The organism is Pandoraea sp. (assembly GCF_004297875.1).
Lineage (GTDB): Bacteria > Pseudomonadota > Gammaproteobacteria > Burkholderiales > Burkholderiaceae > Pandoraea.
The window spans coordinates 83,693-100,119 of the sequence record NZ_SCSK01000061.1 but is presented as its reverse complement, the minus strand read 5'-3'; the positions used below and the strand labels follow the sequence as shown (position 1 = coordinate 100,119).

Genomic DNA, 16,427 nt, shown 5'->3' with positions numbered 1-16,427 from the left:
ATACCAGGACATTTCATGCTCAATGCCAATCAATTACGCGGTGTCATGCCCGCGATACCGACGCCGGTCAATCCGGACGACACGATCAACGAATCCGCCACGCGCGCATTGATCGCCTATCTGCTGAAGCAGGGCGTGGAGGGCGTCGTGCCGCTGGGCGGTACCGGCGAATATGGCTCGCTGCCCCATGCCGAGCGGATCCGCATGGCCGAGATCACCGTCGATGCGGTGGGCCGCAGCGTGCCGGTGATCGCCGGTGTGCTCGACCCGGGATACTACGACGCGCTGCAAGCCGGCAGGGAATTCGCCGCGGCCGGCGTCGATGCGCTGCTGGTGCTCACGCCTTACTACACCAACCCGACACAGGCCGGCATTCGCGATTATTTTCTGCGCTATGCCGATGCCTCGCCGGTGCCGATCCTGATTTACGAGATTCCCTACCGCACCCGTATCGCGATCTCGCCAGAGGTGCTGCACGAGCTCTCCCGGCACGAGCGCATCATCGGCATGAAAGCGTGCAACACCGACATGTATCACTTCCTGCGCACCATCGCCGGCGTCGATGAATCGTTTGCCATGCTCAGCGGCGAAGACACGCTGTTCCCGCTGCACGTGGCCGCTGGCGCGCGCGGCGGCATCGTGGTGACGGCCAACCTCCTGCCGAGCGCGTGGCGCAAGATTTATCGGCTCGCCTCGCAGGGCCACACCCGGCAGGCGTTGGAAGTGCACCGCCAATTGATTCCACTGATGAACCTAGCGTTTTCCGAAACCAATCCGGGCCCGATGAAATCCGTGATCGATTTGATCGGCGTGAACGCCCCGGATTTGCTCGCGCCACTGGTTGCCGCGGCACCGGCGCTGCAGGCCAGCCTGCGCGAAGAACTGGCCAGGCAGCTCGCGGTGTTCGAGCGGCTGGCGTGAGCACGATGGGCGGCCGGGCTTATCGCGTGTAGCTGCTGAATTTCGCTTTCGAGATCGACGTGGCCACGACCTGCACGTGCTGCGCCAGTTCGGCCTCGACCCGCTCGACCGTCCAGCGCGAGGTCGGTACCGAAATATTGATCGCGGCCACCGCAATGCCCCGATGATCGGTGACGGGCGCGGCCACGGAGATATCGCCCAGCACCGTTTCGTTCGTCACGATCGCATAGCCGGTTTGCGCCGTCTTGCGGATCCGCTCGCGCAGTTTGCCCGGGTTGATTTCCGTGTACGGCGTGATCGGCTCGAGCCGCGTCTGCGCGAAAATTTCCTCGCACCGCTCTTGCGGCAGGCGCGCCAGGATCGCCGTGCCCGACGCGGTGAAAAGCGCCGGCAGGCGGCTGCCGACCACGATGTCGATATTCACCAGATGGTGCCCGGGAAAGCGTGCCACGAAGACGATCTCGTTGCCGTCGAGTTCCTGCAAATTGGTGGTCTCGCCAACCCGCCGGCTGATGTCGAGCAGGTAGGGCGAGGCCTTGTCGATCAGTTCGTTGGCGCGCACGTAGTTGTAGGAAAACTGCAATACCTTCGGCGTCAGGCCATAGGTGCGCGTCTCCGGGATGCGATACAGGTAGCCCAGGTTCTCGAGCGTATACACCACCCGCTGCGTCGCGCTGCGATCGAGCCCCGAACTGCGCGCGATATCGGCCAGCGTCATATGGCGGCTCGGACCGTCGAACGCATGCAGCACCTGAAAGGCCTTTTCTGTCGAACCGACGAACAGCGACGAACGCGGCGATGCCTCGTGCGTGGCGCGCGGCGGTTCGGGTGGCGGGGAGGGCGTCTTTTTGGGCATATCGATAGGGCGGTCCGGGCAATGGCATCGGGCCGAAAATTTGATCGTAACCCGCTTGATAAATATTGAATCGGGATTGTTTTAATTGTATTTCAATTATTAACATGCGTGCGCGTCGGTTGACATTTATCAAGAGGGCACCCGTACACACGATTAAGCTGGAATTCGATTGCAGGATAGGTCGGAGTCCGGATGTACGGCGGATCCGTTGATGCATAAATACCTTGTCAGGAGATGGACAATGCATGCTCGCGATGTCATGACGCCAAATGTCATTTCAGTCAAACCCAGCGCGACAATTCGTGATGTCGCTGGTCTCTTTTTGCAGCATCGCATCAGCGGTGCCCCGGTCATCGACGAAGGCGGGAAGCTGGTCGGTATCGTTAGCGAAGGCGATCTGATCCGGCGCGCCGAACTCGGCACGGAAAAACAGCACCGGTCCTGGTGGCTGGGATTGTTGTCAGCCGATGCGCGGGCACAGGAATACGTTAAATCGCACGGGCACCAGGTTTCCGACGTGATGACCCGCGATGTGGCGTCGGTCGACGAGCAGACGCCGCTCGGCGACGTCGCAGGCCTGCTGGAGTCGCGAGGTATCAAACGGGTGCCGGTATTGCGCGCGGGCAAGGTGGTCGGGGTGATCAGTCGCGCCAATCTCGTTCAAGCGCTTGCCAGCAGCTTGCCGCAGCCGGCAGTCGACGAATTCGTTTCGGATCACGAAATACGCGAGCGGCTCCTGGCGGAACTGGCAGGCCAGCCATGGGGTTTTGCCGGCCGCGGCGTGATCGTGCGTGATGGCGTCGTGCATCTGTGGGGCGTCTTCAGCTCGCAGGCATCGGTCGACGCAGTGCGCGTGGCGGCCGAGGGCATACCCGGGGTCAAGCGCGTTGTCGATCACACCGAGCAGCCTCCGATCCCCATCGGCCTCTAGCATGCCGCTGCTGCATCGCCCGCTGAACTACCCGAGCGCCGTCGGGTGGCTCGACGCTTCGTGGTAGAGGCGCTCGACGTCCTCCCAGCGGCACAGGCCCGTGCCGGCGCTCAGCAGCGCCGCCGCGGCAGCCGCCATGCCATAGCGGAATGCCTCGCCGGTGCCGGCGCCGCGGTTTAACGCCCACACCAGCGCCGCCAGGAAACTATCACCCGCGCCGATCGCGCTCACCATCCTGACCGGTAGCGCCGGCGCACGCAGCACCCGGTCGCGCTCGACCAGCAGCGCGCCACGCCCGCCCAGCGTCAGCGCGACGATGCGCGCGCGGCCGTCGCGCACGATCTGCCGCGCAGCCTCGCACCACTGGGCCTCGTCGGCCAGCGGCTCGCCCGTCAATTCGCGCAATTCGTCGACGCTGGGCTTGACGATCGCCACGCCCGCCTCGAGCGCCGCGGCCAGTGCCGGCCCCGAGGTATCGAGCGCGACCTGCGTGCCGCGCCCGGCAGCCGCACGCGCCAGCTGCGCATAGCCGTCGATGGGCGCGCCCGGCGGCAGCCGGCCGCTGAGCACCAGAAAGCGCGGGGCCGGATCGAACGCGGCCACCGCATCCAGACAGCGCTGCCAGTCGTTGCCGGTGATGACCGGGCCCGGCAGCACAAAGCGGAACTCGCGCCCCGTGCTGGTCTCGAGCACCGAGAAGCTCTCGCGCGTGTGGCCGGCGATGTCGACGCACGCGGTGGCCACCTGTTCGGCCTCGAGCAACTGCCGCAGCATGGCGCCGGTCTGGCCGCCGGCCATCACCACGGCGGTGCAACTGCCGCCCAGCCGCTGCACGACGCGCGCGACGTTCACGCCGCCGCCGCCCGGGTCACGCCGCTCGGCGCCGCAGCGCATCTTGCGCGTATCGATCACTTTGTCGACGGTGGTGAACACGTCGATCGACGGGTTCGGCGTGAAGGTCAGGATCTCGGGCATCGCAGGGCTGTGCCTCGCTCAAAGGGCCGGGGGCGTCGCGCCCGGCTGGTGGGCAGCCTCGGCGCGCGCGACGCGCCGCTTGACCGCAATGAAACTGTCGGGGCTCACCGACATCGAGTCGATGCCGCACTCGACCAGAAACTCGGCGAACTCGGGGTGATCGCTCGGCGCCTGCCCGCACAGGCCGACATGCGCGCCGCTCTTGTGCGCTTCGGTGATGACGTTGCGGATCATCCATTTGACGGCGTCGTCCTGCTCGTCGAACAGCTCGGAGAGCTCGGCGGAGTCGCGGTCGACGCCGAGCGTGAGCTGGGTCAGATCGTTGCTGCCGATCGAGAAGCCGTCGAAGCGCTGCGCGAACGCCTGCGCCAGAATCACATTCGACGGAATCTCGCACATCACGTACACCTCCAGCCCCGCCTGCCCGCGCACCAGGCCGTTTTCCGCCATGGCGGCAAGCACGCGATCGGCCTCCCTGGCTGAGCGGCAAAACGGAATCATCACGATCACATTGGTAAACCCCAACTGGTTGCGCAGGCGGGCAATCGCCTGGCATTCCAGCGCGAAGCCCTCGCGATAACGCGGCGAGTAATAGCGCGACGCGCCCCGAAAGCCCAGCATCGGGTTCTCTTCCTTCGGCTCGAACGCCGCGCCGCCGATCAGGTGCGCATACTCATTGGTCTTGAAGTCGCTCATGCGCACGATCACCGGGTGCGGGTATTGCAGCGCCGCGATCCTGCCGAGCCCGCGCGCCAGGCGATCGACGAAATATTCCGTCTTGCTTTCGTAACCGGCGGTGAGCCCGGCGATGACGGTCTTGGCCTGTGCATCGGCCAGCGTGTCGTAGCGCACCAGCGCCATTGGATGGATCTTGATCAGGTTGCTCACCACGAACTCCATGCGCGCCAGGCCGATGCCATCGGCCGGCACCCGCCACCAGCGAAACGCCGCGGCCGGGTTGGCCAGATTGAGCATGATCTTGGTGCGCGTGGCCGGCAGCTGCGTGAAATCGACCTTCTCGACGTCATACTCGGCCAGCCCCTCATAGACGAACCCTTCGCGCCCCTGCGCGCAGGACACCGTCACCGCCTGCTGGTCATGCAGCACCTCGGTCGCGTTGCCGGTGCCGACGATCGCCGGCAGCCCGAGCTCGCGGCTCACGATCGCCGCGTGCGAGGTGCGGCCGCCTTCGTTGGTGACGATGGCCGAGGCGCGGCGCATCACCGGCACCCAGTCGGGGTCGGTCGACTGCGTGACCAGAATCGCGCCGTCGACGAACCGCGCCATCTCGCGCGGGCTCTCGATGATGCACACCTGGCCGGTGGCCACCGCATCGCCAATGCTCACGCCGGTGGCCAGCGTGCGGCCGGCCTTCCTGATGCGATAGACCTTCGTCGCGCCCGCTTCGCGACGCGACTGCACGGTCTCGGGCCGGGCCTGCACGATAAACATCTCGCCGGTCTCGCCGTCCCTGGCCCATTCGATGTCCATCGGCCGGCCGTAATGCGCCTCGATCAGGCAGCCCCAGCGCGACAGCGCGAGGATCTGCGCGTCGTCGAGCACAAAAGCGGCGCGCTCGGCCCGGGCGGTGGCCACGTATTGCGTGGCGCCCTGGGTGCCCTGGCCGTCCGCCGCGTAAATCAGCTTGTGTTCCTTCGCGCCGCACCGCTTGCCGATGATCGGGGCCAGCGCGGCATCCGACAGCAGCGGCTTGAACACCTCGTACTCGTCGGGGTCGACCGAGCCTTGCACCACGCTCTCGCCAAGCCCCCAGGCCGCGTTGATCAGCACCACCTTGTCAAAGCCGGTCTCGGTATCGATCGTAAACATCACGCCGGCGCCGCCGCGGTCGGAGCGCACCATGCGCTGCACGCCCACCGACAGCGCCACCTTCATATGATCGAAGCCCTTGGCCTGCCGGTAACTGATCGCCCGGTCGGTGAACAGCGACGCATAGCAGCGGCGGCACGCATCGAGCACCGCGCGCTCGCCGCGCATATTCAAAAAGGTTTCCTGCTGGCCAGCGAAGCTGGCGTCCGGCAAATCCTCGGCCGTCGCGCTCGAGCGCACCGCCACGTCCACCTCGGCGCGACGGCTGCGGCGATTGAGCTCGGCATAAGCCTGCGCCACCGCCCGCGCGGTCGCCGCCGGCCAATCGCCATCGAGCATCGCGCGGCGAATCGCCTGGCCGGCCTCGGCCAGCGTGCGCTTGCCGGCCGTCAGATCGTCGAGCAGCGAAGCAAGCACCGGGCGCAAATGATTGGCGTCGAGATATTCCCAGTACGCCGCCGCCGTCAGCGCAAAACCGGGCGGCACCTGAATGCCCTGCGGCGCCAGCGCGCTGATCAACTCGCCCAGCGAGGCGTTCTTGCCGCCAACTGTCGGCACGTCGGTGCGGCGCAAATCCTCGAACCACACCACGCGTGAAATATCGTCGCTCATCTCCGCCTCCTCCAAAACCCGCAGGGCCCGCAACCGCGCAGCGGGCCGAAGCGCCGCCTGCGCGAATGCCACGGCGCCCGCGATAACGGCGCCTTGTCATCGTTGCACCCGGCTTGGGCCGGCGGCTTGATTTAGCACAAGGAAGCGGGGGATAGCGGGGATGCCTTCAAGCGCATTAGCGCGGGAGGCGCGGAAAAAAGCGGGGGCTCAACGGTTGCGCATCGGTGCCGATCTGCCTGGCGATAGCGCCATTTCCTGTGGTATCGGGATAGCCGATGCGCGATTTGGATAGCCGCTCGAGAGAGAGCGGAATAGTCTGCCTAAGCGATCTTGTCCGGAATTGGGTGGCGATCCGGCACCGACGAGAGAGCGCCTAAAAATAGACGGAGACAGTGCGAATGCAAATGTATGAAGACGGTTTGCAGCGCCGCAACGCCAATTACGCCCCGCTGACACCTGTGGATTTCCTGGTTCGAGCGTCGGAAGTCTATGGTGACAAGGTTGCAATTCTGTATGGTCAGGTAAAACGAACATGGCGAGAAACCTTCGAACGATGTGTCAGGCTGTCCAGCGCCCTCGTTCAGATGGGCATTCAGCGTGGCGATACGGTCGCCGCGATGCTCCCCAACATTCCGGAGATGGTGGAAGCTCACTTCGGCGTCCCCATGGCCGGGGCGGTATTGAACGCACTCAATACCCGACTCGATGCCGACGCAATACTTTACATGCTCGATCACGGTGAGGCTCGTGCACTGATCATTGACACCGAGTACGCAGCCGTTGCGCAGGCTGTGGCTGCGGCTCGTCCGGATCTGACGATCATCAAGGTCCAGGACACGTTCGCTGTCGCCGACGGTAACGTTTTGGCACAGGCCACGAGCTACGACAGCCTGATTGCAAAGGGGGATTCCAATTTCCAATATCTGCTGCCACTCGACGAATGGGACGCAATCGCGCTTAATTACACGTCAGGTACGACAGGCAAGCCAAAAGGCGTGGTCTATTCCCATCGCGGCGCGCATCTTACGGCGACGAGCAATGTGCTCGAATGGGACATGGCAAAGCATCCGGTCTACCTGTGGACGCTGCCCATGTTTCATTGCAACGGCTGGTGCTTCCCATGGACTATCGCAGCTCGTGCCGGCACCAATGTATGCTTGCGCCGAGTCGACGCCAAAGTCGTTTTCGATTTGATCCGAGAGCATTGCGTGACGCATTATTCGGGTGCGCCGATCGTTCACTCCGCCCTGGCGGACGCGCCGGATGAATGGCGCACGGGTATCACGCATCGGGTTAAGGCCACGGTGGCGGGGGCGGCACCATCATCAACCGTACTGGCCCGCATGGAGGCCATTGGGTTTGAGTTGACTCATGTCTATGGGTTGACCGAGGTCTACGGTCCTGCCGCGGTTTGCGCCGTACAGGATTCGTGGGCCGCACTGAGCCAACGGGAGCGCGCGGAAATGAATGCGCGCCAAGGCGTTCGATTCCACCTTCAGGCCGGAACCACGGTGGTCGATCCGCAGACCATGCAGGAAGTGCCTCGAGACGGCGAGACCATCGGCGAGGTCGTGTTTCGGGGCAATCTGACCATGAAAGGTTACCTGAAGAACCGGAGGGCGACGGACGAAGCGTTCTCCGGCGGGTGGTTTCATACAGGCGACCTGGGCGTTCTGACTGCGGATGGGTACGTGAAACTCAAGGATCGCAGCAAGGACATCATTATCTCGGGTGGAGAAAATATCTCCAGCATCGAGATCGAAGATGCAATCTACCGGCACGCTGCAGTGTCGGTAGTCGCGGTCGTGGCCCAGCCGGACCCGAAGTGGGGCGAGGTTCCATGTGCGTTTGTCGAACTCCGGCCTGGCATGGCGTGCACGGCCGATGAAATCGTCGCTCATTGCCGCTCGCTCCTGGCATCGTTCAAGATTCCCAAGGCCGTGCGCTTTGGCGAGCTGCCCAAGACCGCGACCGGAAAAATTCAAAAATTCGCATTGCGCAAGCAGCTTGATTTGGCCCGCGCGATTGATCATGGCTAATTCGCAGGGATTTTCCTCGACAAACGCTACGTTACGGAATCTAGTAAAGTTCAGTTTAGGCGTGGCGGGCAGGTATGAGGCGGCAACCTACAGCACAGTAAATTAGCGGGTTTATGAAGGAATTCGCGCTCGGCATGCCCGTCAGGAACCCGCACCGCCAGCGCGGACATTGCTCGCGGCTCGAGTTAGCGGCCACGCCAAAGCCGCGCGGACGGATCAGGCCTCCGTTCGCGAGTCGAGGGACTGACCGTGGGACCCGCGGGAGTGCCCTCGTTGGCGTTGATTCATGCCGGCCAGCTGACGCAGAGGGTGTAACTCGAATGGAGTGAAATCCCGCCCGTACTGGCGAAGGGCGCGAGCCAGTATTGTAGATAGGGAAAATGCGCATGAGCGGATTGTCGGCAAGCATGCAATACTGGTTAATCACCCGGCTCAGACCCTGGTTGACGATTTCAAACTTGAGAAATAGATGACACCGAAAAGCGCGTTGCAAGATGAATCCAATGACGAATCCGACTCCTCCATCCGATACAGAATTGTTTCTGACGCGTGATATCGAGCAAGCCCGGCAGTGGGGCACGCGCACGTTTTGCGAAAACGAGCTTCGAAACATCGATGTTCGAGGCGAGCTCAACGCTCGTCTGCTCTATCGGCGGTATGGCTCCATCGGCATCGGACGTATGACTTACGGCGGCGATGTCACGATCCGGCCCAATACGTTTGATGACTTCTATCTGGTGCAGGTGCCGCTAAGTGGTGGCGAGCGTATCATCCGTGGCAACGAGACCGTCTACTCTTCGCCCACGGTTGGCTCGATACTCAATGCGAGGCAGCAACACGAAATCAATCACGGCAAAGGCACCGAAAAGCTGATTCTCCGGATCAATCGCGATTTGGTGGAGCGCCTGTGTGGGCAGCATCTCGGCAACGGTTCGCAAACCAAGGTCGAATTCGAAACCGCTATGCCGCTGGATTCCGCGGCCGGCAGGCGGTGGGCATTCACCATGCAATGGCTGTTCGACTTCCTCGAGGGAGCTCAATCGTCGTCGCCTTTGCTGGCGGCACAAATCGAGCATATGATTGGGTCGCTGTTGCTGCTTAGCCATACAAGCAACCATAGTTTGGCGCTTCATGAGGAGCGCTCGCGTTCCGTGACTCCGGCTTTCATCAGGAAGGCGGAACTCTTTATCGAGGAGCGGGCGCACGAGCCGATTACGGTAGGCAGCATCGCCGAGCATGTGGGCGTCAGCGCGAGTTCGCTATATGCAGGATTTCGCCGGTATCGAAACACATCTCCCATGCTTCTTTTAAAGAGCGTCAGACTCAATCGGGTGCGGGAGCAGTTGTTGAGGTCCGATCCGAAAAGTACAACAGTGACAGCAATAGCATACCAGTGGGGGTTCGCCCATCTGGGGCACTTCACCACCGACTACAAACGTTGGTTCGGCGAGAGCCCGAGCGAAACCCTCGCTCGCTAAGGCAATTGGCGTCGAAGAACGCACCCATGCGCAAGTTCGAATAATCAAGCGCAGATCAACATTACCTGCCCCGGCATCGGCTGGCCTGAGCCAGGCGCGGGCGTTCATAGGCTCGGCGACATTGGCACGCCGAATCCGCCACACAACCGTCGCGCCCCATTGCATGCTCTCGGTGAAACAGCCGATCAGCTGAGCACTATGCGGCCGCGGGCGCGGCAGCGCGCACGCTCGACTGCTACGCGGTGATCGAAAAGGCCGATCAAAAGGCCGAAGCGCGACACCCGAATTCCCTCAACGATGTGCATGGCTGAAGCGCTGCAAGGATTGCGCCGTGCTGCCGAGCGAACTGCCCGATATAAAAAAACAAAAGGCCAACGTTGCTCCTGCGCCTTATTTGCGATGCAGGACCTCTCAGGGGCCCTTATCCATTTATCAGGATAAACCCGAGGAATGCACGTTGGATGCACGAACGGGATAGAGCGCGTAGTCATTGGAGTGCCCGTGTCCCGGCGACCGAATAGTATTTCTTCGTGGTCACTCGCTACCAAGTCCGCAAAAGGTATTCGGTGCGAAGCCGTACCAACGATTAAGTGTGCTCAACACACGTTTGCCTAGCTAACCAGGAGACACATAAATGTCCGATCAGCCGGTTGTTCGTCGTCGCGTTGTTCAGCATTCGATCAGCGACACTCGCTATAACGATGCAAAGTCGCAATCGCAATATCAGCCCTACAAGGATGCGGCATGGGGCTTCATCAACCACTGGTACCCGGCGATGTTCAGCAGGGAGCTTGTGGAAGTGGTGAATGGCGAAGGCGGCGACGAGGATATCGTCCCGAGTGTGAAAGGTATTCAAATTGCAGGCGTTCCCATCGCACTGCGTCGAGTGAACGGCCAGGTTTTTGCCGTCAAGGATCAATGCGTGCATCGCGGCATTCGCCTGTCTGAAAAGCCGATGTGCTTCAATAAGGAAACGATCACCTGCTGGTACCACGGCTTCACGTTCAATCTGGACGACGGCAAGCTCAGCACCATCGTCGCCAATCCTGAAGACAAGCTGATCGGCACGACCGGCATCACGACGTATCCGGTTGAAGAAGTCGCGGGCATGATTTTCGTATTCGTGCGTGAAGACGACTTTCCTCTCGAAGATGTTCCCCCGCTGTCGGACGACCTTCCGTTCCGCTTTCCGGAAAACAGTGAGCGCTTCCCGCACCCGCTGTGGCCTGCCGCCCCGTCGATCCTCGACAAGGATGCGATTGCGCACGGTATGCACCGCACGGGATTTGGCAACTGGCGTATCGCATGCGAAAACGGCTTCGACAACGCCCACATCCTGGTGCACAAGGATAACTCGATCATTCACGTGAACGACTGGGTTCTCCCGCTTGGCATCCTGCCGGTCGCGGACGACTGCATTCAAGTCGTCGAGGACGAGACGGGTCCGAAGGGAATGATGCAATGGCTGTTCACCGACAAATGGCAACCAGTTCTGGAGAACAAGGATCTGGGCCTCAAAATCGACAATTTGAAGGGGCGCTTCTACCGTACGTCGGTAGTTCTCCCCGGTGTTCTCATGGTCGAAAACTGGCCGGAGGAGCATGTCGTTCAGTACGAGTGGTACGTCCCGATCACGGACGACACGCACGAGTATTGGGAAGTGCTGGTCCGCATCTGCCCGACCGAGGAAGATCGCAAAAAATTCAAGTATCGCTTTGATCGCGTCTACAAGGATCTCTGCCTGCACGGCTTCAACGACTGCGATCTCTACGCTCGCGAAGCCATGCAGCACTTCTATGCCGACGGCACCGGCTGGGACGACGAGCAACTGGTTTCGACCGATATCTCTCCCGTCACGTGGCGCAAGCTGGCCTCGCGCCACAACCGTGGTATCGCGAAGCCGGGCAAGGGTACGTACGGCGCGGTAAAGACCCACAGCACGCGTTTCAAGGACACCGCCGACGGCAAGCGACCCGCGTACTTCGTGGATCAAGTTTGGTTCTGAATCCATGTTGACTGGGGCTCGGCTGTCGAGCCCCTACCAAAGCGCTCGCCGAGGTAATTCTCAGGCTCAGCGGTGAGGATGGCGACGAGGATTTCGCCATCCCCGATCTTTGTTGCCGTTTCCGGGCACATCGGGGTCTTGGTTTAAATTTAATATCATTAGCTTTACTAATCAGTAATGAGCGGCCTTCCAAGCGACCTGCATGATTTCGAAATTTATGACCTATCGCTGCTGATTCGCAGAGGCGACATCAGCCCGATAGACATCACGAAGACGCAATTGGCCCGCATAGCAGCGCTGGACCCGAAGCTGAGAAGCTTTGCGCGCGTGACGCCGGAACTGGCGATGCAGCAAGCGGAGCAGGCCGATAAGGAGATACAAGCCGGGGGAGTCAGGAGTCCCCTGCACGGCATTCCGCTCGCGGTTAAGGATTTATTCGATACGCATGGCGTGGTCAGCGCAGGAGGTATGCCGATTCATGAACAGCGCGTACCCACGGAAAACGCGACGGTCGTGCAACGACTGCAGGATGCAGGGTCGGTCATGCTGGGCAAGCTGCAAATGACAGAAGGTGCATTTGCTATCCACCACCCTACGATCCCCGATCCGGTAAACCCATGGGGTGCATCGCACTGGTGCGGTGCCTCGTCCTCCGGCTGCGGTGTCGCCACGGCGGCGCGATTGTGCTACGGGACGATTGGCACGGACACGGGTGGGTCGGTGCGGTTCCCTAGCGCAGCCAACAACCTGACCGGATTAAAGACCACCTATGGAACCGTCAGCCGTAGCGGTGTGATGGAACTGGCGGCGTCGCTGGATCATGTAGGCCCGATGGCTCGCTCTGCCCGGGATGTGCTCCTTCTGCTTGCGGTCATCGGCGGACACGATACGCAACGGTTGCTCGCCACCATCGACGAGCAACGGTTCGCCGATTTTCTGAAAGGGTTCAAGGGGTTGCGAATTGGCGTGGATGAATCGTGGAATTCGGATGGCGTTGATCCGGTAATTCAGCACGCGATTCACCAGGTCGAGAACATCCTGGCGGCGGCGGGCGGCACGATCAAGAGCATCAAGGTTCCGGACACGCGCAATGCCAGTTCGAATTGGGAGCTTCATTGCGGAGTGCAAACGGCGGTGGCTCATGAACGGACATATCCCGGCCGGGCGGCTGAATATGGGCCGGCACTGGCCCGGTTGATTGAGCAGGGGCGGGAACTTAAGGCAGTCGACTACGAGCGAATCATTCGCGATGCGCAACGGCTAACGCGCGAGATGGATGCTGTGTTCGCGGAGGCTGACGTCATATTGACGCCGGTGCAACCCTATGCTGCGCCGACATACGAGCAGTTGGCGGATCTCGCCTCGGACCCGGAGGCCAATCGTCGGCTGATTCAGTTCACCTCGCCATTTAACGCAACGGGCCATCCAGCGCTGTCGGTACCTATCGGATTTACCGAGCACGGACTGCCCATCGGAGGCCAACTCATCGGCCGCAAGTACCAGGACGACCTCCTGTGTATGGTCGGGATGGTACTGCAGAGCCACAGTGACTGGCACCGTCAGGTCCCGCCGGGATGGGCTTGATCGATGCTGAATAAGTTTTGTTTTTGGGCTAAGTCATGATCCAAACCCATCAGATCACCGTCAATTTCGCTGACGGTGTCAGCCATACCTTTGCCGCTGAATTGGGCGAAAGCATCCTTGATGCTGCCATCCGAGCGGAAGTGCCGGTGGTGTATCAATGCCGTGCCGGCGCGTGCGCTACCTGCGCCTGTCAGCTCGACGAGGGAGACGCCGCAAACATCCCCGGTTCGAGCTCGACGCTGCTGGCTTCGGAGGTCGCGCAAGGGCATCGCTTGCTGTGCGTTACCAAGGCAAATTCCGACTGCACGTTCAACGTCGCATACGGGAGCGAAGTGGGGGCGGGCGTCGCACAGGAGGTCAGCGTCTTTATCGACGCCATCGAGCGCATCGGCTCGAACGTCATGCGCCTGAGCGTGGAACTGGCGGAAGGCAACTGGCTCGAGTTCCGCCCCGGCCAATTCATGCAGATTGCGGTGCCGGGACTGGGCGTGCTTCGCTCGTACTCGCCGTCGTCGACGCCGATGACGTTGCCGAAGATGGAGTTCCTGATTCGCCTGCTGCCCAATGGCGCGATGTCCACGTTCCTCGAACATCAGGCCAAGGTCGACGACGTGCTGACATTGAAGGGGCCGTATGGCGCATTCTTCCTTCGCGAAGAACATAAGCGTAGCCCGCATATCTTCGTTGCCGGCGGCACTGGGCTGGCACCCATCATGTCGATGATCGACAGGCTCCGGCAAGCGGGAGGTAAAAAGCCGCCAATGCTGCTCAGTTTTGGCTGCGCGGTGCCGGAAGCGCTCTTCTGTCTGGAGGACATCGAGCTGCGGCAACACTGGTTGCCCACGTTGAAGACGCGCATCTGCGTTGATCGTAATGCGACCGAGGGCCTGCATCAGGGCTCTCCCGTCTCGGCCCTGAGGCAGGAGGATGTTACGGACCCGGATACCGTGGCATATCTGTGCGGCCCCCAGCCGATGATTGCCGCGGCAACGGCGCGATTGATCGAGTTCGGAATGAAACCGGAATTGATTTTCGCAGAGCAGTTTGTTGCGTCGAACTGAGGAGGCGGCCATGGAATTCAACCCCACGAAAAAAGTACCGTTTTCGGCCCGGCAGGCCGAGTGGTATGAGAAGGCGAAAGCCAATCTGAACCCGAAGCGTCTGCAACAGCTTTTGTTAGAACTGACGAATATCCACAGCCCGACGGGGGCAACGCGCGATGCCGCGAATTACATGCAGCATCGCCTGGAAATGGTCGGCATGGAAACGAAGACGCACGATCTGTCTGCGATCAGTCGTTCGGTAATGGGGGAATATCGCGGGTTGGGCGGTGGCGCATCGCTGCTGCTCTATGCCCCGCTCGACACGCACCTGGATCGCACCAAGGAGGAAGAGATTCTTTCGGGCGAGGGTCAGGAAGCCGACGTGCAACCCTACGCACAGCAAGTCGATGACTGGGTGTTTGGTCTCGGGGCTTCGAATCCCAAGGGCATGATTGCGACGCATACCGAGGTGTGCACGGCACTGATCGAAGCGCGCATTCCGTTGAAGGGAAATCTCCTGCTGGGCATGGCCGATGGCGGCATGCCGGTCGATATCAAGGAGCGCCATTCGGGTATGTCCAACGGCGTGCTGGGATTGCTCAATCGCGGCATGTATCCGGACTTCGCAATCATCATGAAGCCGTGGAACTGGGTCTACCACGAGGAGCCGGGCATGGCCTGGTTCAAGATTCGCGTGCGCGGCACCATGGGCTACGCGGGCATACCTCATGATGCGCCGGGCTTCCGTTCGTCTGTGGTTCCCGCCGCCACCGTGATCCAGGAACTGCAGGCATGGCTCCCCGAGTACACCAGGCGCAATACCTCGGGCGTCATTGCCCCTCATGGTTGGATTGCGGGGGTTCGCGGCGGCCAGATGGAGCGGCCCGCGTTCCCTTCGGCGGTAACCGACATCTTCTTCGACGTGCGCGTGAACCCGCGAGTCAGTCCGGCTGACGTCAAGGCGCAATTCGCTGCGTTCATTGCCGATCTGAAATCTCGCAAGCCGGAAATCGAACTGGATTGGGAAATGTACGGGTCGGTCCCGGGCGGCACCACCGATCCGGATAACTGGATCATTCAGTCGGCCAAGCGCGGTTGGGAGCATGTCGAAGGTCGTCCGCATGGCACGCCCGACTATTTGGCCGGCCAGACGGACGGTGCGGCCCTGCGTCGTTATGGCGTGCCGACCGCGCGTATCGGCTGGCCATGGCCGGCCACCGGTGCTCCGATGCCAGTCGCCGAAGGATTGGGCGGGATGGGCGCCACCTATGTCCCCGATCTGATGCCGTGCGCTGAAAAGATTCTGTACGCGGTGATCGATACGCTCACCCGAGGGCGAAGTGAGCTGGGCCTGTCAGCCGGGTAATCCTTCTTAACCAGAGAGCAAGAGAGGAGATAAAAGATGAAACGCATCAAAATGATTTTCCCGGTCCCGATGAGCGAGGCTACGCGCCCGCTCGTTGAATCTCAGCTTCCGGCATCGATGAAGCGCCCCGACATCGCAGTGGAGTTCGTTGGCGCGGGGGAAGTCATGACGCTGGCGGATTCGTATCTTGATATGGCTGTGATGGAGATGGCTGTAATTCAGGCGGGCATCAAGGCTGAAGAGCAGGGTTTCGATGCGGTCTGCATCAACACCGTGTCGGATTCCGGGCTTTATGCGCTGCGTTCGCGCCTTTCGATTCCGGTGATGGCCCCGGCTATCGCGTCATTTCATCTCGCATGCTCCTTGGGCCACAAATTCAGCGTACTCACGATGTGGCCGCAGTGGCATGCGCTGTACAAGAAGACGACCAAGGAATATGGGCTCGAATCCCGTCTTGCTTCGATTCGCGATATCGGTATGAGACCCGACACGCAGGAGCTGCTGCAAGGCAAGGAGGACGTCGCGTTCGCGTCCCTGGTTGAAGCGGGCAGGAGGGCGGTGGAAGAAGACGGCGCCGACGTCCTGGTTCTGGGTTCGACCACGATGCATCAGTCGCACGAATACCTGGCCAGGCATTTGAATGTTCCCGTGCTCAATCCGGGCGTCGTTGCTTACAAATACTGCGAAATGCTGCTCGATCTCGGCCTCTGCCACAGCAAGGCCGCGTTCCCGAGCCCGGAAACGAACAAGGACGCCGCATTCGGCTTGTGATTCACGACAGTCAGTA

Annotated in this window: 12 protein-coding genes; 9 read left to right on the top strand and 3 right to left on the bottom strand. The window is 61.3% G+C overall.

The genetic code is table 11. The features are described 5' to 3' along the window. Positions 1-15 precede the first annotated feature (15 nt). Entirely contained in the window at positions 16-921 is a 906-nt protein-coding gene (gene dapA, locus EPN80_RS17770; RefSeq protein ID WP_293030382.1) for a 4-hydroxy-tetrahydrodipicolinate synthase, read from the top strand. 19 nt (positions 922-940) lie between these two features. Here dapA and EPN80_RS17765 read toward each other — a convergent pair whose 3' ends face one another. Beyond that, on the bottom strand, positions 941-1,777 hold the full coding sequence (locus tag EPN80_RS17765; protein ID WP_293030380.1) for an IclR family transcriptional regulator: 837 nt from the start codon (positions 1,775-1,777) through the stop codon (positions 941-943). Positions 1,778-2,018: 241 nt separating this feature from the next. On the opposite strand from EPN80_RS17765, the gene EPN80_RS17760 reads away from it, so the two are divergent. Next, a complete protein-coding gene (locus tag EPN80_RS17760) occupies positions 2,019-2,708 on the top strand; it encodes a CBS domain-containing protein (protein WP_293030377.1) in 690 nt (229 codons plus the stop codon). 27 nt (positions 2,709-2,735) lie between these two features. On the opposite strand, the gene EPN80_RS17755 is transcribed toward EPN80_RS17760, so the two are convergent. Both EPN80_RS17755 and ppsA read right to left on the bottom strand, forming a co-directional pair. After that, complete coding sequence (locus EPN80_RS17755) at positions 2,736-3,683, bottom strand: 1-phosphofructokinase family hexose kinase (protein ID WP_293030374.1); 948 nt, start codon at positions 3,681-3,683, stop codon at positions 2,736-2,738. Positions 3,684-3,701: 18 nt separating this feature from the next. Next, positions 3,702-6,125 carry a phosphoenolpyruvate synthase gene (gene ppsA, locus EPN80_RS17750; protein ID WP_293030371.1) on the bottom strand — a complete coding sequence of 808 codons (2,424 nt, stop codon included), beginning with the start codon at positions 6,123-6,125 and terminating at the stop codon, positions 3,702-3,704. 404 nt (positions 6,126-6,529) lie between these two features. On the opposite strand from ppsA, the gene EPN80_RS17745 reads away from it, so the two are divergent. The 7 genes from EPN80_RS17745 (at position 6,530) to EPN80_RS17715 (ending at position 16,411) form a co-directional block, all read left to right on the top strand. After that, entirely contained in the window at positions 6,530-8,164 is a 1,635-nt protein-coding gene (locus tag EPN80_RS17745) for an acyl-CoA synthetase (RefSeq protein WP_293030513.1), read from the top strand. A 503-nt stretch (positions 8,165-8,667) separates the two neighbouring features. Beyond that, positions 8,668-9,642 carry an AraC family transcriptional regulator gene (locus tag EPN80_RS17740; RefSeq protein ID WP_293030368.1) on the top strand — a complete coding sequence of 325 codons (975 nt, stop codon included), beginning with the start codon at positions 8,668-8,670 and terminating at the stop codon, positions 9,640-9,642. 634 nt (positions 9,643-10,276) lie between these two features. Then, positions 10,277-11,647, top strand: a complete 1,371-nt coding sequence (locus EPN80_RS17735) for a Rieske 2Fe-2S domain-containing protein (RefSeq protein ID WP_293030365.1) — start codon at positions 10,277-10,279, stop codon at positions 11,645-11,647. 177 nt (positions 11,648-11,824) lie between these two features. Next, on the top strand, positions 11,825-13,231 hold the full coding sequence (locus EPN80_RS17730) for an amidase (protein WP_293030362.1): 1,407 nt from the start codon (positions 11,825-11,827) through the stop codon (positions 13,229-13,231). A 35-nt stretch (positions 13,232-13,266) separates the two neighbouring features. Beyond that, positions 13,267-14,292 carry an FAD-binding oxidoreductase gene (locus EPN80_RS17725; protein WP_293030359.1) on the top strand — a complete coding sequence of 342 codons (1,026 nt, stop codon included), beginning with the start codon at positions 13,267-13,269 and terminating at the stop codon, positions 14,290-14,292. Between the two features lie 10 nt (positions 14,293-14,302). Further along, entirely contained in the window at positions 14,303-15,640 is a 1,338-nt protein-coding gene (locus tag EPN80_RS17720; protein ID WP_293030356.1) for an acetylornithine deacetylase, read from the top strand. A 36-nt stretch (positions 15,641-15,676) separates the two neighbouring features. Then, the gene (locus EPN80_RS17715; protein WP_293030353.1) at positions 15,677-16,411 is read left to right on the top strand and encodes an aspartate/glutamate racemase family protein; all 735 of its coding nucleotides are present in this window, start codon (positions 15,677-15,679) and stop codon (positions 16,409-16,411) included. Positions 16,412-16,427 lie beyond the last annotated feature (16 nt).

Coding starts and splice junctions, on each gene's coding strand:
- EPN80_RS17725 (WP_293030359.1), top strand. CDS start 13,267: ATGATCCAAACCCATCAGATCACCGTCAATTTCGCTGACGGTGTCAGC.
- dapA (WP_293030382.1), top strand. CDS start 16: ATGCTCAATGCCAATCAATTACGCGGTGTCATGCCCGCGATACCGACG.
- EPN80_RS17735 (WP_293030365.1), top strand. CDS start 10,277: ATGTCCGATCAGCCGGTTGTTCGTCGTCGCGTTGTTCAGCATTCGATC.
- EPN80_RS17760 (WP_293030377.1), top strand. CDS start 2,019: ATGCATGCTCGCGATGTCATGACGCCAAATGTCATTTCAGTCAAACCC.
- EPN80_RS17720 (WP_293030356.1), top strand. CDS start 14,303: ATGGAATTCAACCCCACGAAAAAAGTACCGTTTTCGGCCCGGCAGGCC.
- EPN80_RS17730 (WP_293030362.1), top strand. CDS start 11,825: ATGAGCGGCCTTCCAAGCGACCTGCATGATTTCGAAATTTATGACCTA.
- EPN80_RS17740 (WP_293030368.1), top strand. CDS start 8,668: ATGACGAATCCGACTCCTCCATCCGATACAGAATTGTTTCTGACGCGT.
- EPN80_RS17765 (WP_293030380.1), bottom strand. CDS start 1,777: ATGCCCAAAAAGACGCCCTCCCCGCCACCCGAACCGCCGCGCGCCACG.
- ppsA (WP_293030371.1), bottom strand. CDS start 6,125: ATGAGCGACGATATTTCACGCGTGGTGTGGTTCGAGGATTTGCGCCGC.
- EPN80_RS17745 (WP_293030513.1), top strand. CDS start 6,530: ATGTATGAAGACGGTTTGCAGCGCCGCAACGCCAATTACGCCCCGCTG.
- EPN80_RS17755 (WP_293030374.1), bottom strand. CDS start 3,683: ATGCCCGAGATCCTGACCTTCACGCCGAACCCGTCGATCGACGTGTTC.
- EPN80_RS17715 (WP_293030353.1), top strand. CDS start 15,677: ATGAAACGCATCAAAATGATTTTCCCGGTCCCGATGAGCGAGGCTACG.